Origin of the sequence: Asticcacaulis endophyticus (assembly GCF_014652575.1) — a bacterium.
Taxonomy (GTDB): Bacteria; Pseudomonadota; Alphaproteobacteria; order Caulobacterales; family Caulobacteraceae; genus Asticcacaulis; species Asticcacaulis endophyticus.
In genome coordinates this window covers 876,155-890,364 of sequence record NZ_BMZB01000001.1, presented here as the reverse complement: position 1 = coordinate 890,364, position 14,210 = coordinate 876,155, and the positions used below count along the sequence as shown (strand labels likewise).

Below are 14,210 nucleotides of genomic sequence, written 5' to 3'. Positions count from 1 at the left end.
TTTGTTTCTTTGTAACGATGCGCCGCAAAATGAAAAGCCCCAAATGTGACATCGCGCACATTACAAAACATTAGGTGGCGGCCCTTGTTAAAAATGATTATCGTGGCGCACCATCTGACACTTAAGTCTTGAGGTTTAAGGCAATTTCCATGCGGTTTTTAGGGCCCAGATCGATTTCCAGCTTGCTGAAGACGGCGCTGGATGTCGTCTATTTCGGCCTATTCGGGCTGATTATTGGTCTGGTTCTGGCGACTTTGAGCCTTTTGTCCGTACCCACGCTCGCCACCGAAGTGGTCACCCGGCTGAACGTGTCCGTGCCGCTGGGTGCTGGATCGCAAGCGGTATTGCTGTTGGCCTTTGGGATATCGCTGGGCGGATATATGATCATCATGCACTGGACGCGGCAGGTCTTTCGCACGCTTGCCGAAGGCGATGTCTTTCACCCCGATAATACCCGCCGCCTGCGCTGGATCGGGTTTGGTCTGGGCGGCCTTGAGGTCTTCGGGTACGGCGCGCGGTTTCTGGTCGAACGCGCCTACGGCCTGCATCTTGAGCCGGTCTATGGTGTGCGGGCCGTCACGACATGGTTTTCGGTTCTGGTGGTCTTTGTGCTGGCCGAGGTCTTTAAAGAAGGCGCACGTCTGCGGCAGGAAGCTGACCTCACGATATGATCCGTATACGTCTTACCGAACTTCTGGCCCAGCGCAGGTTGTCGATCGTTGAGCTATCCGACCGCACCGGCATCAGCGTGCACAATCTCGAAGTCCTGCGTGATCAGGCGGCGGTGGCGGTACGGTTGCGTACCCTTGATGCGCTTTGTCGGGCGTTAAAGTGCCAGCCCCATGACCTGCTGGAGTGGACAGAGACCACACCCGAATAATTACTTGCCCAGCGCTTTGTTTTGCAAGGCAAACAGCTCTATAGCCCCGGCATGGGCCAGATCGAACAGGGCATTAAATTCATCGCGAGAGAAGCCGCGCTTTTCGCCGGTCGCCTGAATTTCCACCGCATCGCCGGAGCCGGTGATCACGAAATTGGCGTCAGTTTCGGCGTTCGAGTCTTCTTCGTAATCGAGATCAAGCACCGGCGTGCCCGCAAAAATCCCGCATGAAATGGCGGCGATCTGATCCAGAATCGGGTTCTTAGAGATAACTTTTTCGATCAACAGATAATTACAGGCCATCGACAAAGCGACCCATGCGCCGGTGATCGCCGCGGTGCGGGTGCCGCCATCGGCCTGAATGACATCACAATCTATGGTGATCTGGCGCTCACCCAAGGCTTTCAGGTCAACGACCGCGCGCATGGAGCGACCTATAAGGCGCTGAATTTCCTGTGTCCGCCCTGACTGCTTACCGGCGGCGGCTTCACGGCGCGAACGGGTGTGGGTCGAGCGCGGCAACATGCCGTATTCAGCCGTGACCCAGCCCTGACCTTTTCCCTTGAGGAACGGCGGCACGCCCTGTTCGACGCTGGCGGTCACCAGAACCTTGGTATGCCCGAACGAGACCATGCATGAGCCTTCGGCATAGCGCGTCACGCCGGTCTCAATCGTAATGCTACGCAACTGATCCGGCTTGCGGCCCGACGGACGGATGGTTTTGAGCGCGTTTAAAGCTTCGAACTGCGACATGGACTTAAGACCCCGAAAACAATGGCCCCTGCCGTATCAGGTCTGTCCGCAAATCACAACCCAAGGCGCAGAACAGCTAATCAATCCCGACGTTCGGGCAGTTTACGCGCCACCGAACAGTCCGAATTGGCGCAGATATAGGTGTCGTTATCTTTCAGGAAGACATTGTCGCTGCTATCTTTGGTGATGCCGCGCCTTTTCCACTTGTCGGTACGGATGATATCGGCCCGTAACGGCTCAACCCCTTTGTTGTCGGGGGTCGCCTCAGTTTCATATTCAGGCGGCAGAGGTTTGATGACCTCATCGCTTTCACGCAACGGGCCATAGACCTGTGTTTTTCCTGAATCCGGTTTTGATACCGTCAGCGCCACCGCCGATACGGTCGCAAATGTCGCCACCACCATGACCGACGCCCGGATTATCCCCTTACCCATCACCCCGCCTCCTTATGTATATGAGCGAGATTTTACCCCGTTAATGGCATTTTGAAGACACAAAAATATCTTCCCATAGCCCCATAAGCCCCCTATCCTTAAAGGCAATGATCAGATCCCCGTTAAGCGCGTCCACCATATTGTCGTCCGGCGCCTCCCTGACCGAGCTGGATGCGCGGGCCCGCGATATTTTCCGGCAGGTGGTTGAGACCTATCTGGAAACCGGTGAGCCGGTCGGATCGCGGACCTTATCGCGCAGTGGCGTGTCGTTGTCCCCCGCCTCTATCCGCAACACCATGCAGGATCTGGCCCATCTGGGGCTGTTGTCCGCCCCGCACACCTCATCGGGACGGTTGCCGACCCATCATGGTTTGCGCCTGTTTGTCGATGGTTTGCTTGAGATCGGCGATCTGAGCGAAGACGCCAAACGCGACATCGAAGCCCGGCTGACCTCAAAAGGCCGTAGTTTCGACACCGCCCTGCGCGAAGCCTCCTCTATGCTGTCGGGTCTGGCCGGTGGGGCCGGCGTCGTCATGACCCCCAGCTTTGAGGCTGGCGTCAAGCATGTCGAATTTATCCTGCTGGGGCCGGATCAGGCGCTGGCCGTGCTGGTCTATGATGACGGGCGGGTGGAAAACCGCCTGATGACCGTGGCCCTTGGGACCACGCCGTCGGTGCTGATCGAGGCGTCGAACTACCTTAATGCCCGTATCCGTGGCCGCACTTTGGGGGAGGCCAAGCGTGAACTGGCGGCAGAACTGGCCGAAGAGCGTCAGAAATTGGATGAGGCCGCCTCGGTTCTGATCAATCAGGGGCTGGCGGCCTGGTCGGGTGAAGAAGGCAATAAGCGCGCCCTGATCGTGCGTGGACGGGCCAATCTGCTGGAGGCCTCAAGCCTTGATGACCTTGAGCGGGTGAGATCATTATTTGAAGATCTGGAGCAAAAAGAAGAGCTGATCGAGTTGCTCGATGATGTGAAAGACGCCCAGGGTGTGCGAATTTTCATCGGATCGGAATCGAAACTGTTTTCTTTATCCGGTTCGGCTGTTATTGCAGCGCCTTACATGGCCGGTCAAAGTCAGAAGGTCGTGGGCGCCATCGGTGTAATCGGCCCGGCACGGTTGAATTACGCGCGGATCATCCCACTTGTTGACTACACCGCCAAAATTTTAGGCCGCCTGCTGGACTAAAAGCGGGTGGTTTAATTTGTTTAACGCGCATTTGATTCCGAAAACCCCAAGGACTATTTTTGGCACTTTTCGGAATGCGCTCTGTGATTTATCAAGGAACAGATATGACGGACGAGAATTTGGAAGAGGGCGGCGCGGATCTGGAGCAGGACGCCACCGAAATCTTGCTGGCCGAACTTGAGGCGCTCAAAAGCGAGAACGTGGCCCTAAAGGAACAGGCCCTGCGCTATGCCGCTGAGGTTGAAAACGTCAAGCGCCGCACTGAGCGCGAAATGAATGACGCCCGCGCCTTTGCCATTCAGCGTTTCACCCGCGATCTTTTGGGCGTGGCTGACATCCTGGCGCGCGCGCTGCAATCGGCGCCGAAGGACATCGAAGATGCGGCGTTCAAAAACTTCGTGCTTGGCATCGACATGACCGAGAAGGAACTGTCGCAGGCGTTTGAGAAAAACGGCGTCAAGAAGGTCAACCCGCTCAGGGGCGACAAGTTCGACCCGAACCTGCATCAGGCGGTCATGGAAGTCCCCGCCGAAGATGTGACCGGCGGCGCCGTCGTCAATGTCATGCAGACGGGTTACGAACTGTTTGGGCGCATCATTCGCCCGGCGATGGTGGCCACCGCCGCCAAGACCTCCGCCAATTCCGCCGCCGCGTCCGCTGCCGCCACCAGCGCCTATGCCCATGAGTCTGACGCCAGCGAAGACCCGGCGGTTGATACCAAAGCGTAAGTGCTGAAAAATTTCGCATTTAAGGGTGGGCTTTGCGGCTCACCCTTTTATTTTATGGATGCTGTAGTGGAATTTCGGGGCCGTGGTCGCGGGCTTTGCCGCCATGGCCCGCACCCGCTCTTCGGCACCGGCGATGAGGTCGGGGATCAGATCGGCTTCGGGCAGGTTCTTCCAGTATTTTTTCGGCATTTCGGTCTGCATCATCTTCACCTTTAGACGCGCCGGATTGAAGATATTGGCAAAATAGGTCCGCCACAGATCGTCGGTATCATCGACGAGTTCCGGATTACAGGCAGGGTGCGCAGAGACCGTCAGCGCGTCGCCATCCCAGCTTGCTGATCCTTTCGGGGTCGCGATCACCCAATCCATATCGGTAAAGCGCCGCTGAAAAAAACCGGCGGTGCGGCCGACGATATAATGATCCGGCTCAAACCAGGCCAGAAACTGCCGCTGGGTGCGGCCTTCAACCGCGGGCAATTCCTTAAAGCGCACAAAGGCCTTCATCTTATGGCTGTCGCGCCCGACCGACTTAGCCATCTGATGGGCGCGGACCACATCAGGATCGGTCGTGATACTCAACAGATGGCGCTCAGTTTGCAACCGCCACAAGAGCCTGTAGAGTACGCCATAGGCCGCCAGATCGGCATGACACACCACCACCTGCGCACATTCGACAAAGCCGCGCGGCACCGTCAAGGCGGCCTTAGTCTCGAAGGTCGCCTCATCCGCGCCGAACAGATCGTCGCCCAACGCCGCCCTGTCCAGCCATTCCACCGCATCCGGCCGGATGCCCGCACTGAGCAGGTGACGGGCATGGTCGCGCCATTCTTCAAAATCCCCGCGCCGGTCGATTACGATCCTCATAACAGGCTCAACTGCTCCGGACGCGGCATAAACATGGCCTTGAGGTCACTGCGATCCAGCAGGTTCATGGGCGTATGACCATCGGCCACAATGAAGGCTTTGACCTTTTTCAGGGAGACCTTGAGGCGCGCCAGATCCTCCATCTTCAGGCGCTTATGGCGGCGGGCCGTCAGGATTGACATTACGGTCTTGACGCCAAATCCCGGCACCCGCAGCAGCATTTCTTTGTCGGCGCGGTTGATATCGACCGGGAAGCGATCACGATTTGCCAGCGCCCAGGCCAGCTTCGGGTCCAGCTCCAGATCAAGCATCCCGTCCGCCCGACCGTGGGTGATTTCGGCGATATCAAAACCATAAAAGCGATAAAGCCAGTCGGCCTGATAAAGCCGATGCTCCCGCATCAGTGGCGGCTTGATTAGCGGCAGATGTTGCGAGGAATCGGGGATGGGACTGAAGGCTGAATAATAGACCCGCCGGAGTTGATAGCCACCATAAAGCCGCGCGCTTGTACCCAGAATGGTGGCGTCATTGGTGGCATCGGCGCCGATGATCATCTGGGTCGATTGTCCCGCCGGCACAAAGCGTTTGCGGCGCTTGGTTTTCAGCGTCGGTTCCCGCGCTTCGTCGATTTTGAGCTTCAACTCGCCCATAGAGCGGCGGATATTGGCCGGATGTTTTTGCGGGGCGAAGGCCTCAACCCCGGCATCGGTCGGCAGTTCGATATTGATCGACAGCCGGTCGGCAAACAGGCCCGCCTCTTCGATCAGCTTCGCCGAGGCGTCAGGGATGGTTTTAAGGTGAATATAGCCCTGAAAATTGTGCTTGAGGCGCAGATCGCGCGCCACCCGCACCATTTCCTCCATCGTATAGTCCGATGAGCGGATAATGCCTGACGACAGGAACAGACCCTCGATATAGTTGCGACGGTAAAACTCCAGGGTCAGCCAGATGACCTCATCGACCGAAAAGCGCGCCCGTTCGACATTGGAAGAAGAGCGATTGATGCAATAGGCGCAGTCATAGATGCAGAAATTGGTCAGTAATATTTTCAGAAGTGATATGCAGCGCCCGTCCGGCGCATAGGCGTGGCAGATGCCCGACCCTTCGGTCGAGCCTAAGCCCCCGGAGCGCGACGAATCGCGCTTAGTCGTGCCGCTTGAGGCGCAGGAGGCGTCATATTTGGCGGCATCCGATAATATGGCCAGACGGTGTTTGAGCGACTTTTTCATAATTGTTCATGATATGTTCTTAATTCAAAACCGTCAATCGCTTTTGGTGGATTCGGGCTTAGCTGTGTTTTGAGACGGGGTCAGGGCAATGGCCCGCCTGACTCGAACCATGCCTTTCAGGATCAGATAGCCCAGCCCACAGAGCATCATCATCTGGATCTGAACCTCAAGCTGGGTAATGGCCGGCACGACCATATCTCCCCCAAAGGTCAATGGCCACAGCGCATCAATCAGGATCGCCAACCCCAGACAAATCAGGGCTTTAACGGCGAAATGTGCGGGTTTGGACTGGAAAAGGCCGATAAGGCCCGCCACCACGACCATAGGCACAATATTGAGCGACATAAGGGCGGCCCACACCCCGTCCATAATCAGCCAGAGATATTCCACCATCAGCGACATGGCCACACCTGTGGGTTTGAGCGGCGACTCAAAGATAACGCCGTTTTCAGAGTGTCGCGTTTCAGTGCCGCCGTAAAGGCTTTAGGCGTGCTGAATGTGTCACAGATAGCTGGAAATTTTAGCGACCCGTAGAGCCAAATCCGCCCATACCGCGTGCGGTGTCGTCGAGCACCTCCACCACGCTCCAGTCTATGCGGGCGTGCTGAGCGACGATCATCTGGGCGATGCGGTCACCGCGGTTGATGACGAAATCTTCTGAGCCTAGATTGACCAGAATGACGCCGACTTCGCCGCGGTAATCACTGTCGACCGTCCCCGGCGAATTGAGGCAGGTAATGCCGAATTTTAGTGCCAGCCCTGAACGCGGCCGCACCTGAATCTCATAGCCCAGAGGCACCGACATCTTAAGGCCGGTCGGGATCAGCGCCCGCTGCATCGGTTTCAGGGTTATGGGATCGCCTTCCGGCACGGCGGCGCGTAGATCGAGCCCCGCCGAGCCTTCGGTTTCATAGGCAGGCAGCGGCAAACCGGCGGAATGGGGAAGTTGAATGATCTGGGCAGTGATTGTCATAAGGTACTCAATTCAAACGGCTGATAATATATTGGGTGATGTCCTGCGCCACTTCGGCCTTGGTCAGGCGCTTGACGCTGGTCGGGCCGTGGGCGTCGATCAGCATCATATTGGTGGTGTCCTGATCAAAGACCTTATCGTCGCCGACTTCATTGGCAAAAATAGCGTCCGCCCCTTTGGTGCGCAGCTTGGTCTTGCCATAAACTTCCAGATTTTGGGTCTCTGCCGCAAAACCCAGCACCAGGGTTGGGCGCATCGTCGTGTGCAGGCCGACCGAGGCCAGAATGTCCGGGTTTTTGATCAAGGTTATAGTCAGTTCATCGCTGTTTGCGGATTTTTTCTGCTTATCCGCCGCCACGGTTTGCGCGCGCCAGTCAGAGACCGCCGCCACGCCAATGAAGGCATCGGCGGGCAAATGGGCATGGACGGTATCAAACATCTCTAACGCCGTGCGGACATCAATGCGCTCCACCCCCTCGGGCGTGGGCAAGGACACCGGTCCGGAAATGAGGGTGACGTTTGCGCCTTCGGCCGCCAGAGCCTCCGCAATAGCATAGCCCTGCTTGCCCGATGAGCGGTTGGTAATGCCGCGCACCGGATCGAGCGGCTCAAACGTCGGCCCTGCCGTCATCAGGACATGCTTGCCGTTGAGCGCGCCGGTGCGGGGGTTAAGCTCGGCCATTATGGCCTTGAAGATCGTTTCCGGCTCGGCCATCCGGCCAAGCCCAAATTCGCCGCAGGCCATGTCGCCCTCTTCGGGGCCGACCATGAGAACGCCATCACCGTTGAGGGTCGCAACATTGCGCTGGGTGGCGCCGTGGTGCCACATGCGCACATTCATGGCGGGCGCCATCATGACGCGCTTATCGGTGGCCAGAAGGAGCGTTGAGGCCAGATCATCGGCCAGCCCATTCGCCAGCTTTGCCATCATATTGGCCGTCGCGGGGGCCACGACGACCAGATCGGCGGAACGCGACAGGGCGATATGGCCCATCTCGGCCTCGTCATTAAGGTCGAACAGGTCGGTGTAAACCTTATCGTTGCTGAGCGCACCGGCACTGAGCGGCGTGACAAATTCTTTGGCGGCATCCGTCAGCACCACGCGCGCACCGATACCGGCTGTCCGCAACAACCGGATCAGGCTCAAGCTTTTATAGGCCGCAATCCCGCCGCCAATGATCAGCAGAACGCGCTTTTGAGCCGGTGCGGCCATGCCGTAATTCCCTTTTCCGGTGGCAACGCCTGTGCCATATTTTGTCGCGCATCTGATTCCAAAAACCGCTTACACTTTTTGGAATGCGCTTAGCCTACATGGCCTGACGGGGGAGGAAAAGCAAGGTGGGCAGGTTTAAACCATTACGCTTAATTGGTTTTTTGGCACTGTTTATCGCGGCCTGCGATGCCGGACCGTCGGCAGTATTACCGGATGGTCAGGGTACGTCCCCGTCTGAACAGATAGCACCCGCCGCCAAACCACCGGTATGGGCTGAGCCAGAAGCCGCCCCGACCACGCCGCCGCCCGATACCACCCCACGCACCACCCCCGCTTTTGATGGGCCAGTGCTCAAGGTTAAGGTGCCCAAACCCGCCGGTGAAATCACTAAGACCCGTTATGCCGACTGGCCGCTATGGTCGGTTAACCGCAAATATTCGGCCTATGAAAACGCCACCTATCATTTCGAGAAACACGGCCCGACTTTTGGCATTAAAACCTATGAAGGCTATGTCGCCTTTGTGCATGGGTTTGTGCACAATCCACCAAAAGGCACCCAGACGATTATGCGCAACAATGGCGACACGCTGTTTTATGATCCGGCGCAAAACATCTTCGCGGTCATGACCAAAAAAGGCGCGCCGCGCACCCTGTTTCAGCCCTATGAAGGGGCCGCCTACTGGCAGAAACAGAAGGAAATCGAGGCCGGGCGACGCACGATCAGAGAGGACTAAACCATCGTTGCGATGATATCTTCGACCACCGATTTGACCAGCTTTTCATCATCCCCTTCGGCCATGACACGGATCAGCGGCTCGGTGCCCGAGGGGCGTACCAGCACCCGGCCGGCACCCTTGAGGGCGGCTTCACCGGCGGCAATGGCTTTTTTGACGACATCCTTTTCCATCGGGTTGTCGCCGGAAAAACGGACGTTCTTTAATAACTGCGGTACGGTATCGAACTGCTTGCCTAGCTCACTCATCGGCTTATCCGATTCGACCAGCACCGCCAGCACCTGCAAAGCCGCCATCAGGCCGTCGCCGGTCGTGGCATAGTCGCTCATGATAATGTGGCCGGATTGTTCGCCGCCCAGATTAAAGCCACCTTCGCGCATCCGTTCCATGACATAGCGGTCACCGACCTTGGTGCGCTCTAAGCTTTGACCATTTGACTGCATCAGGCGCTCCAGGCCGAGGTTGGACATCACCGTCGCCACCAGCCCGCCACCGCGCAGCAGACCCTTTTTGGCCCAGGCGGCGGCGATGATAGCCATGATCTGATCGCCGTCGATGACCTGACCCTTTTCGTCGCAGATCACCAGCCGGTCAGCATCGCCATCGAGCGCGATCCCGATATCGGCGCGGTAGGTCTTGACGGCCTCGGCCATGGTCTGCGGATAGGTCGAGCCGCACTTATTGTTGATATTCAGACCATCGGGCGACACCCCGATCGGGAACACTTCGGCACCCAGTTCATAGAGCGCGAGCGGAGCCACCTTATAGGCCGCACCGTTGGCACAATCTATGACGATGCGCATCCCTTTCAGGCGCAAATGACGCGGAAACGACGCCTTGGTGATTTCGACATAACGCGATTGAGCGTCATCGACGCGCACCACCCGCCCAAGCTGATGAGGCTCGGCCACACCATCAAGGATATTACCGTCCATACGCGCTTCGATGGCCAGTTCGACTTCATCGGACAGCTTATAGCCATCCGGCCCGAACAGCTTGATACCATTATCGGCAAAGGCATTGTGGGAGGCCGAAATCATCACCCCCAGATCGGCGCGCATCGAGCGCGTCATCATGGCCACCCCCGGCGTCGGCAGCGGCCCGAACAGGCGCACATCCATGCCGACCGAGGTAAAGCCCGCCACCAGCGCCGGCTCAATCATATAGCCCGACAGGCGCGTGTCTTTGCCGATGACCACCAGATGGCGGCGATCGTCCGACGACATGAACATCTTGCCCGCCGCCATACCGACCCGGTAAGCGACTTCGGCGGTCATGGGGAAGGTATTGGCGCGGCCACGGATACCATCGGTGCCGAAATATTTGCGGGTCTTGTTGAGGCTGGTCATATGCGAGGCCAATTCTTCGTTTTTGGATTTGATCGGGTTAAAGCCGTAGAGCGTGAGGGCGGAGCGATAGTCATTGATTTTCCGGGTCGCCAGAGTCACAAACGCCGCTTCCATCTTATCGACCGTTTCAGGACGCGGGGACTTGGTCTGCCCGTTCAGGGCGCGAAAGATGCTCGATTGCGCCACCCCGGCGGCATCAGCGACATCCTTGATAGAAATGCCGGACGCGCCTAAAGCACTTAGCAATCTTTCCCATTTAGGTTCGCTCATCTAAAGGCTCCACAGCGTTTGTGCACGCAATTTATAGCGCACCCCAAATGATTGCAACAAAATCCAAATATTTTGCAAATTATTCATTGCGTCATGTAAATTTAGTCGCACATAAATTTAAGCATAAAATAAAAGATTGTTATTATTCAACCCAATAACCATCGACATGGAAATGTTTTGTCACAGGGATTTATGGCAAAAATAATTTATCCGTGCTAATCAAACATCGCAAATTCGCGTTACAGGCTGAAATCACCACAGCGGAGACCTCTCATATGTGCGGCATTATTGGCATTATCGGCAAATCTGAGGCCGCTCCGCGCCTGCTGGAATCCCTGCGCCGTCTGGAATATCGCGGCTATGACTCGGCAGGCATCGCCGTGGTCACCCCCACGGGTACCCAGCGCCGTCGCGCCGAGGGCAAGATTAAAAACCTTGAGGCCGTAATCGCGAATGACCCCATAACCGGCACGGTCGGCATCGGCCACACCCGCTGGGCCACCCACGGCGCGCCGAGCGTGCGCAACGCCCACCCGCATACATCAGGTGCGGTGACCTTGGTGCACAACGGTATTATCGAAAACTTTGCTGAGCTTAAGGCCGAACTGATCACGGCGGGTCATGAATTTACCTCAGATACCGATACCGAAGTCATCGCCCACCTGCTCGATGCCACGCTGAAAACCGGCGTTACAATCAAAGACGCCTTCAAAGCGGTGCTCGACCGTCTGCACGGCGCCTATGCGCTGGCGATCCTCATCGAAGGTGAGAATGAACTGATGCTGGGGGCGCGCCGTGGATCGCCGCTGGTGCTCGGCTGGGGCGAAGGCGAGATGTTTTTAGGCTCGGACGCTCTGGCCGTCGGCCCGTTCACCAACCGCGTCACTTACCTCGAAGAAGGCGATTGGGTGATGGTCACCCGCACCGACGCCGAGGTGTTTGATCACAAAGGCTTCCGCGTCAACCGTCCTGCCACCACGGTTCCAGCCTCCGCCGCTTTGGTCGAAAAAGGCGCTTTCCGCCACTTCATGGAAAAGGAAGTCCACGAGCAACCCGAAAGCTGCCAGCGCACCCTGTCGGCCTATCTTGATCCGGTCGCCAAATCGGTACGCGCCGATATTAAGGCCAGCATCGATTTCAAAGACATCACCCGCCTGCAAATCATTGCCTGCGGCACGGCCTACTATGCCGGCTGCATCGCCAAATACGCCTTTGAAAAGATTGCGGGCCTGCCCGTCGATGTCGAAGTGGCGTCCGAGTTTCGCTACCGCACCCCGGCCATGACCGCAGGGTCTCTGGCCATGGCGGTATCGCAATCGGGTGAGACGGCGGATACCTTAGCGGCGCTTCGCTGGTGCGCCGGTGAAGGACTGAAAACCGCAGCCTTGGTCAACGTCCATACCTCGACCATGGCGCGCGAAGCCGACATCCTGTGGCCAACCCATGCCGGTCCCGAAATCGGCGTCGCCTCGACCAAGGCGTTTACGGCGCAGTTGTCGGCGCTGTTGTCGCTGGTCGTGTGCGCTGGCGTCCAGCGCGGCAAGATCGATGCGGCTCAGGAAGCCCATTATGTGCAGTTGCTGCTTGAGACCCCCGGCCTGATCTCACAGGCTTTGGTGATGGATTCTGAGCTGTCCAAGGTCGCGGCCATCGACCTGTCAAAATCGTCCGATGTCATCTATCTGGGGCGCGGAGCCATGTTCCCGCTGGCGCTGGAAGGCGCGCTCAAACTTAAAGAAATCTCCTACATCCACGCCGAAGGCTATGCCGCCGGTGAGCTAAAACACGGCCCGATCGCGCTGATTGACGAAAAAACCCCGGTCGTGGTTATCGCCCCCGATGATGAACTGTTTGAAAAGACCGCCTCCAATGTGCAGGAAGTCGCTGCCCGTGGTGGCCGCGTCATCATGATCACCTGCGTGCCAGAAAAGGTGCCTACCCTGTCGGGTGATGCGGCTAAGTCCTTGAAAATCATCAAGGGCCCAGCCTGCGATCCGTTCATCGCCCCGATCATCTATTCGGTACCGATCCAGCTTTTGGCCTACCACACCGCCGTCCACAAAGGCACCGATGTCGATCAGCCCCGCAATCTGGCTAAGTCGGTGACGGTCGAGTAGTTCGGAAAACGCACACCGCAATAAACCTTATTGTTTCGTGATAAAATTTCCTAAAAAACACCCAATATCGGGATGACAATTCGCCGTGATCGGGTATATGTGCAGGCCACATCAGCCCTGCATTAGCCGTCTGGATAGCTTTGTCATGCGTGACTTTTACCGTATTCGCCGCCTGCCCCCCTATGTCTTCGAAGAAGTCAACAAGGTGAAAGCGCGTCTGCGGGCGGCGGGCACCGATGTGATTGATTTCGGCATGGGCAATCCTGACATGGACACCGCCCCGCACATTGTCGATAAGCTGGTCGAGACGGTCAGGAAACCCAAGACCCACGGCTATTCGGTCTCCAAAGGTGTGCAGGGCCTGCGCAAAGCCATGGCCGGTTATTATGACCGCCGCTACGGGGTAAAGCTCAATCCCGATACCGAAGTGGTCGCCACGCTGGGTTCCAAGGAAGGCTTTGCCAACCTGGCGATGGCGATAACGGCCCCCGGCGATACGGTCATCTGCCCCAATCCAGCCTATCCGATCCACGCCTTTGGCTTCCTGATGGCGGGCGGCGTCATCCGCCACGTTCCGGCCCTGTCGCCGGAGCAATATCTGTCCGGTATTGAACGCGCGGTGAAACATTCCGTGCCGACGCCGTCGGTGCTGATCGTCTCCTATCCGTCCAACCCGACGGCCCAGTGGGTTGGTCTTGATTTCTACAAGGAAATCATCCGCATCGCTGAAAAGCACGACCTGATTGTGCTGTCGGATATCGCCTATTCGGAAATCTATTTCGACAACAACCCGCCGCCGTCAATCCTTCAGGTCGAGGGCGCCATCAAGCGCTCGGTCGAGATCAATTCACTGTCCAAGACCTATGCCATGGCCGGCTGGCGCGTCGGTATGGTCGTCGGCAATTCGGAAATCTGTGCGGCACTGGCTCGTGTGAAGTCCTATCTCGACTACGGCGGCTTCACCCCGATGCAGGTCGCAGCCGCCGCGGCCCTAAACGGCCCGCAGGATAATGTTGAGGAAATCCGCAACATCTATAAATCCCGCCGCGATGTGCTGATCGATTCCATGAAGCGTGCCGGATGGGATATTCCGCCGCCGCCCGCGTCAATGTTCGCCTGGGCAGAGATACCTGATAAGTTCAAGCATCTGGGCTCGATCGAATTCGCCAAGCTTTTGATCGAAGAAGCCCACGTCGCGGTCGCTCCCGGTCTCGGCTTTGGGGAATATGGCGAAGGCTTTGTGCGCATCGGACTGGTCGAAAACGAGCACCGGATTCGCCAAGCGGCGCGCAATATTAAGAAGTTGCTTCTGCCCGAAACCAAATCCTCTGCGCGCGACAAAGCGGACGTGTCCTGACAAATATCCCTCTTACGGGAATTTAAAAACGGCCGTGACCCAATATGCGACAGTTTCGCGACTTAATGGTCACAGCCGCACCCGTTTACCTTATTTTATTGGGGTTAACGGGCGAAAAG

General features: G+C 57.4%; 15 protein-coding genes. 7 read left to right on the top strand and 8 right to left on the bottom strand.

Going from position 1 to position 14,210, the window contains the following annotated elements:
- The first annotated feature begins 149 nt into the window (after positions 1 to 149).
- Both IE102_RS04055 and IE102_RS04050 read left to right on the top strand, forming a co-directional pair.
- The gene (locus IE102_RS04055; protein ID WP_189485088.1) at positions 150 to 671 is read left to right on the top strand and encodes a DUF2975 domain-containing protein; all 522 of its coding nucleotides are present in this window, start codon (positions 150 to 152) and stop codon (positions 669 to 671) included.
- Positions 668 to 880: a helix-turn-helix domain-containing protein gene (locus IE102_RS04050; RefSeq protein ID WP_189485087.1), complete on the top strand. Its 213-nt coding sequence runs from the start codon at positions 668 to 670 to the stop codon at positions 878 to 880. The genes IE102_RS04055 and IE102_RS04050 overlap by 4 nt, the downstream gene beginning before the upstream one ends.
- Here IE102_RS04050 and rph read toward each other — a convergent pair whose 3' ends face one another.
- Positions 881 to 1,597 carry a ribonuclease PH gene (gene rph / locus IE102_RS04045; protein ID WP_189485989.1) on the bottom strand — a complete coding sequence of 239 codons (717 nt, stop codon included), beginning with the start codon at positions 1,595 to 1,597 and terminating at the stop codon, positions 881 to 883.
- Positions 1,598 to 1,713: 116 nt separating this feature from the next.
- Positions 1,714 to 2,067, bottom strand: coding sequence for a hypothetical protein (locus IE102_RS04040; protein ID WP_189485086.1), 354 nt, complete (start codon positions 2,065 to 2,067; stop codon positions 1,714 to 1,716).
- 107 nt (positions 2,068 to 2,174) lie between these two features.
- Here IE102_RS04040 and hrcA point away from each other — a divergent pair, with 107 nt between their 5' ends.
- Both hrcA and grpE read left to right on the top strand, forming a co-directional pair.
- Positions 2,175 to 3,257, top strand: a complete 1,083-nt coding sequence (gene hrcA, locus IE102_RS04035) for a heat-inducible transcriptional repressor HrcA (protein ID WP_189485085.1) — start codon at positions 2,175 to 2,177, stop codon at positions 3,255 to 3,257.
- A 104-nt stretch (positions 3,258 to 3,361) separates the two neighbouring features.
- The gene (grpE, locus tag IE102_RS04030) at positions 3,362 to 3,985 is read left to right on the top strand and encodes a nucleotide exchange factor GrpE (RefSeq protein ID WP_189485084.1); all 624 of its coding nucleotides are present in this window, start codon (positions 3,362 to 3,364) and stop codon (positions 3,983 to 3,985) included.
- Between the two features lie 39 nt (positions 3,986 to 4,024).
- Here grpE and IE102_RS04025 read toward each other — a convergent pair whose 3' ends face one another.
- From IE102_RS04025 to coaBC, 5 genes are all read right to left on the bottom strand, one after another.
- The gene (locus IE102_RS04025) at positions 4,025 to 4,849 is read right to left on the bottom strand and encodes a TIGR03915 family putative DNA repair protein (protein WP_189485083.1); all 825 of its coding nucleotides are present in this window, start codon (positions 4,847 to 4,849) and stop codon (positions 4,025 to 4,027) included.
- The gene (locus IE102_RS04020) at positions 4,846 to 6,078 is read right to left on the bottom strand and encodes a putative DNA modification/repair radical SAM protein (RefSeq protein ID WP_189485082.1); all 1,233 of its coding nucleotides are present in this window, start codon (positions 6,076 to 6,078) and stop codon (positions 4,846 to 4,848) included. The genes IE102_RS04025 and IE102_RS04020 overlap by 4 nt, the downstream gene beginning before the upstream one ends.
- A gap of 33 nt (positions 6,079 to 6,111) precedes the next feature.
- Complete coding sequence (locus IE102_RS04015; protein WP_189485081.1) at positions 6,112 to 6,480, bottom strand: hypothetical protein; 369 nt, start codon at positions 6,478 to 6,480, stop codon at positions 6,112 to 6,114.
- A 118-nt stretch (positions 6,481 to 6,598) separates the two neighbouring features.
- Positions 6,599 to 7,051, bottom strand: a complete 453-nt coding sequence (dut, locus tag IE102_RS04010; RefSeq protein WP_189485080.1) for a dUTP diphosphatase — start codon at positions 7,049 to 7,051, stop codon at positions 6,599 to 6,601.
- 7 nt (positions 7,052 to 7,058) lie between these two features.
- Entirely contained in the window at positions 7,059 to 8,264 is a 1,206-nt protein-coding gene (coaBC, locus tag IE102_RS04005; protein WP_189485079.1) for a bifunctional phosphopantothenoylcysteine decarboxylase/phosphopantothenate--cysteine ligase CoaBC, read from the bottom strand.
- Between the two features lie 161 nt (positions 8,265 to 8,425).
- Here coaBC and IE102_RS04000 point away from each other — a divergent pair, with 161 nt between their 5' ends.
- Positions 8,426 to 8,998, top strand: a complete 573-nt coding sequence (locus IE102_RS04000; RefSeq protein WP_229807550.1) for a hypothetical protein — start codon at positions 8,426 to 8,428, stop codon at positions 8,996 to 8,998.
- Here IE102_RS04000 and glmM read toward each other — a convergent pair.
- Complete coding sequence (gene glmM / locus IE102_RS03995) at positions 8,995 to 10,617, bottom strand: phosphoglucosamine mutase (RefSeq protein ID WP_189485078.1); 1,623 nt, start codon at positions 10,615 to 10,617, stop codon at positions 8,995 to 8,997. The two genes, IE102_RS04000 and glmM, sit on opposite strands and share 4 nt — an antisense overlap.
- 275 nt (positions 10,618 to 10,892) lie before the next feature.
- Between glmM and glmS the strand changes: the two genes are divergently transcribed.
- Together glmS and IE102_RS03985 are read left to right on the top strand one after the other, a co-directional pair.
- Positions 10,893 to 12,734, top strand: coding sequence for a glutamine--fructose-6-phosphate transaminase (isomerizing) (gene glmS / locus IE102_RS03990; RefSeq protein ID WP_189485987.1), 1,842 nt, complete (start codon positions 10,893 to 10,895; stop codon positions 12,732 to 12,734).
- A gap of 145 nt (positions 12,735 to 12,879) precedes the next feature.
- Positions 12,880 to 14,091, top strand: a complete 1,212-nt coding sequence (locus tag IE102_RS03985; protein WP_373295578.1) for an LL-diaminopimelate aminotransferase — start codon at positions 12,880 to 12,882, stop codon at positions 14,089 to 14,091.
- Positions 14,092 to 14,210: the final 119 nt, after the last annotated feature.

Bases quoted from the DNA above. Each gene is read 5' to 3' on its own strand.
- glmM (WP_189485078.1), bottom strand. From the start codon at position 10,617: ATGAGCGAACCTAAATGGGAAAGATTGCTAAGTGCTTTAGGCGCGTCC.
- IE102_RS04055 (WP_189485088.1), top strand. From the start codon at position 150: ATGCGGTTTTTAGGGCCCAGATCGATTTCCAGCTTGCTGAAGACGGCG.
- IE102_RS04015 (WP_189485081.1), bottom strand. From the start codon at position 6,480: ATGTCGCTGATGGTGGAATATCTCTGGCTGATTATGGACGGGGTGTGG.
- IE102_RS04025 (WP_189485083.1), bottom strand. From the start codon at position 4,849: ATGAGGATCGTAATCGACCGGCGCGGGGATTTTGAAGAATGGCGCGAC.
- coaBC (WP_189485079.1), bottom strand. From the start codon at position 8,264: ATGGCCGCACCGGCTCAAAAGCGCGTTCTGCTGATCATTGGCGGCGGG.
- IE102_RS04050 (WP_189485087.1), top strand. From the start codon at position 668: ATGATCCGTATACGTCTTACCGAACTTCTGGCCCAGCGCAGGTTGTCG.
- dut (WP_189485080.1), bottom strand. From the start codon at position 7,051: ATGACAATCACTGCCCAGATCATTCAACTTCCCCATTCCGCCGGTTTG.
- IE102_RS03985 (WP_373295578.1), top strand. From the start codon at position 12,880: ATGCGTGACTTTTACCGTATTCGCCGCCTGCCCCCCTATGTCTTCGAA.
- glmS (WP_189485987.1), top strand. From the start codon at position 10,893: ATGTGCGGCATTATTGGCATTATCGGCAAATCTGAGGCCGCTCCGCGC.
- grpE (WP_189485084.1), top strand. From the start codon at position 3,362: ATGACGGACGAGAATTTGGAAGAGGGCGGCGCGGATCTGGAGCAGGAC.
- IE102_RS04040 (WP_189485086.1), bottom strand. From the start codon at position 2,067: ATGGGTAAGGGGATAATCCGGGCGTCGGTCATGGTGGTGGCGACATTT.
- hrcA (WP_189485085.1), top strand. From the start codon at position 2,175: ATGATCAGATCCCCGTTAAGCGCGTCCACCATATTGTCGTCCGGCGCC.
- IE102_RS04020 (WP_189485082.1), bottom strand. From the start codon at position 6,078: ATGAAAAAGTCGCTCAAACACCGTCTGGCCATATTATCGGATGCCGCC.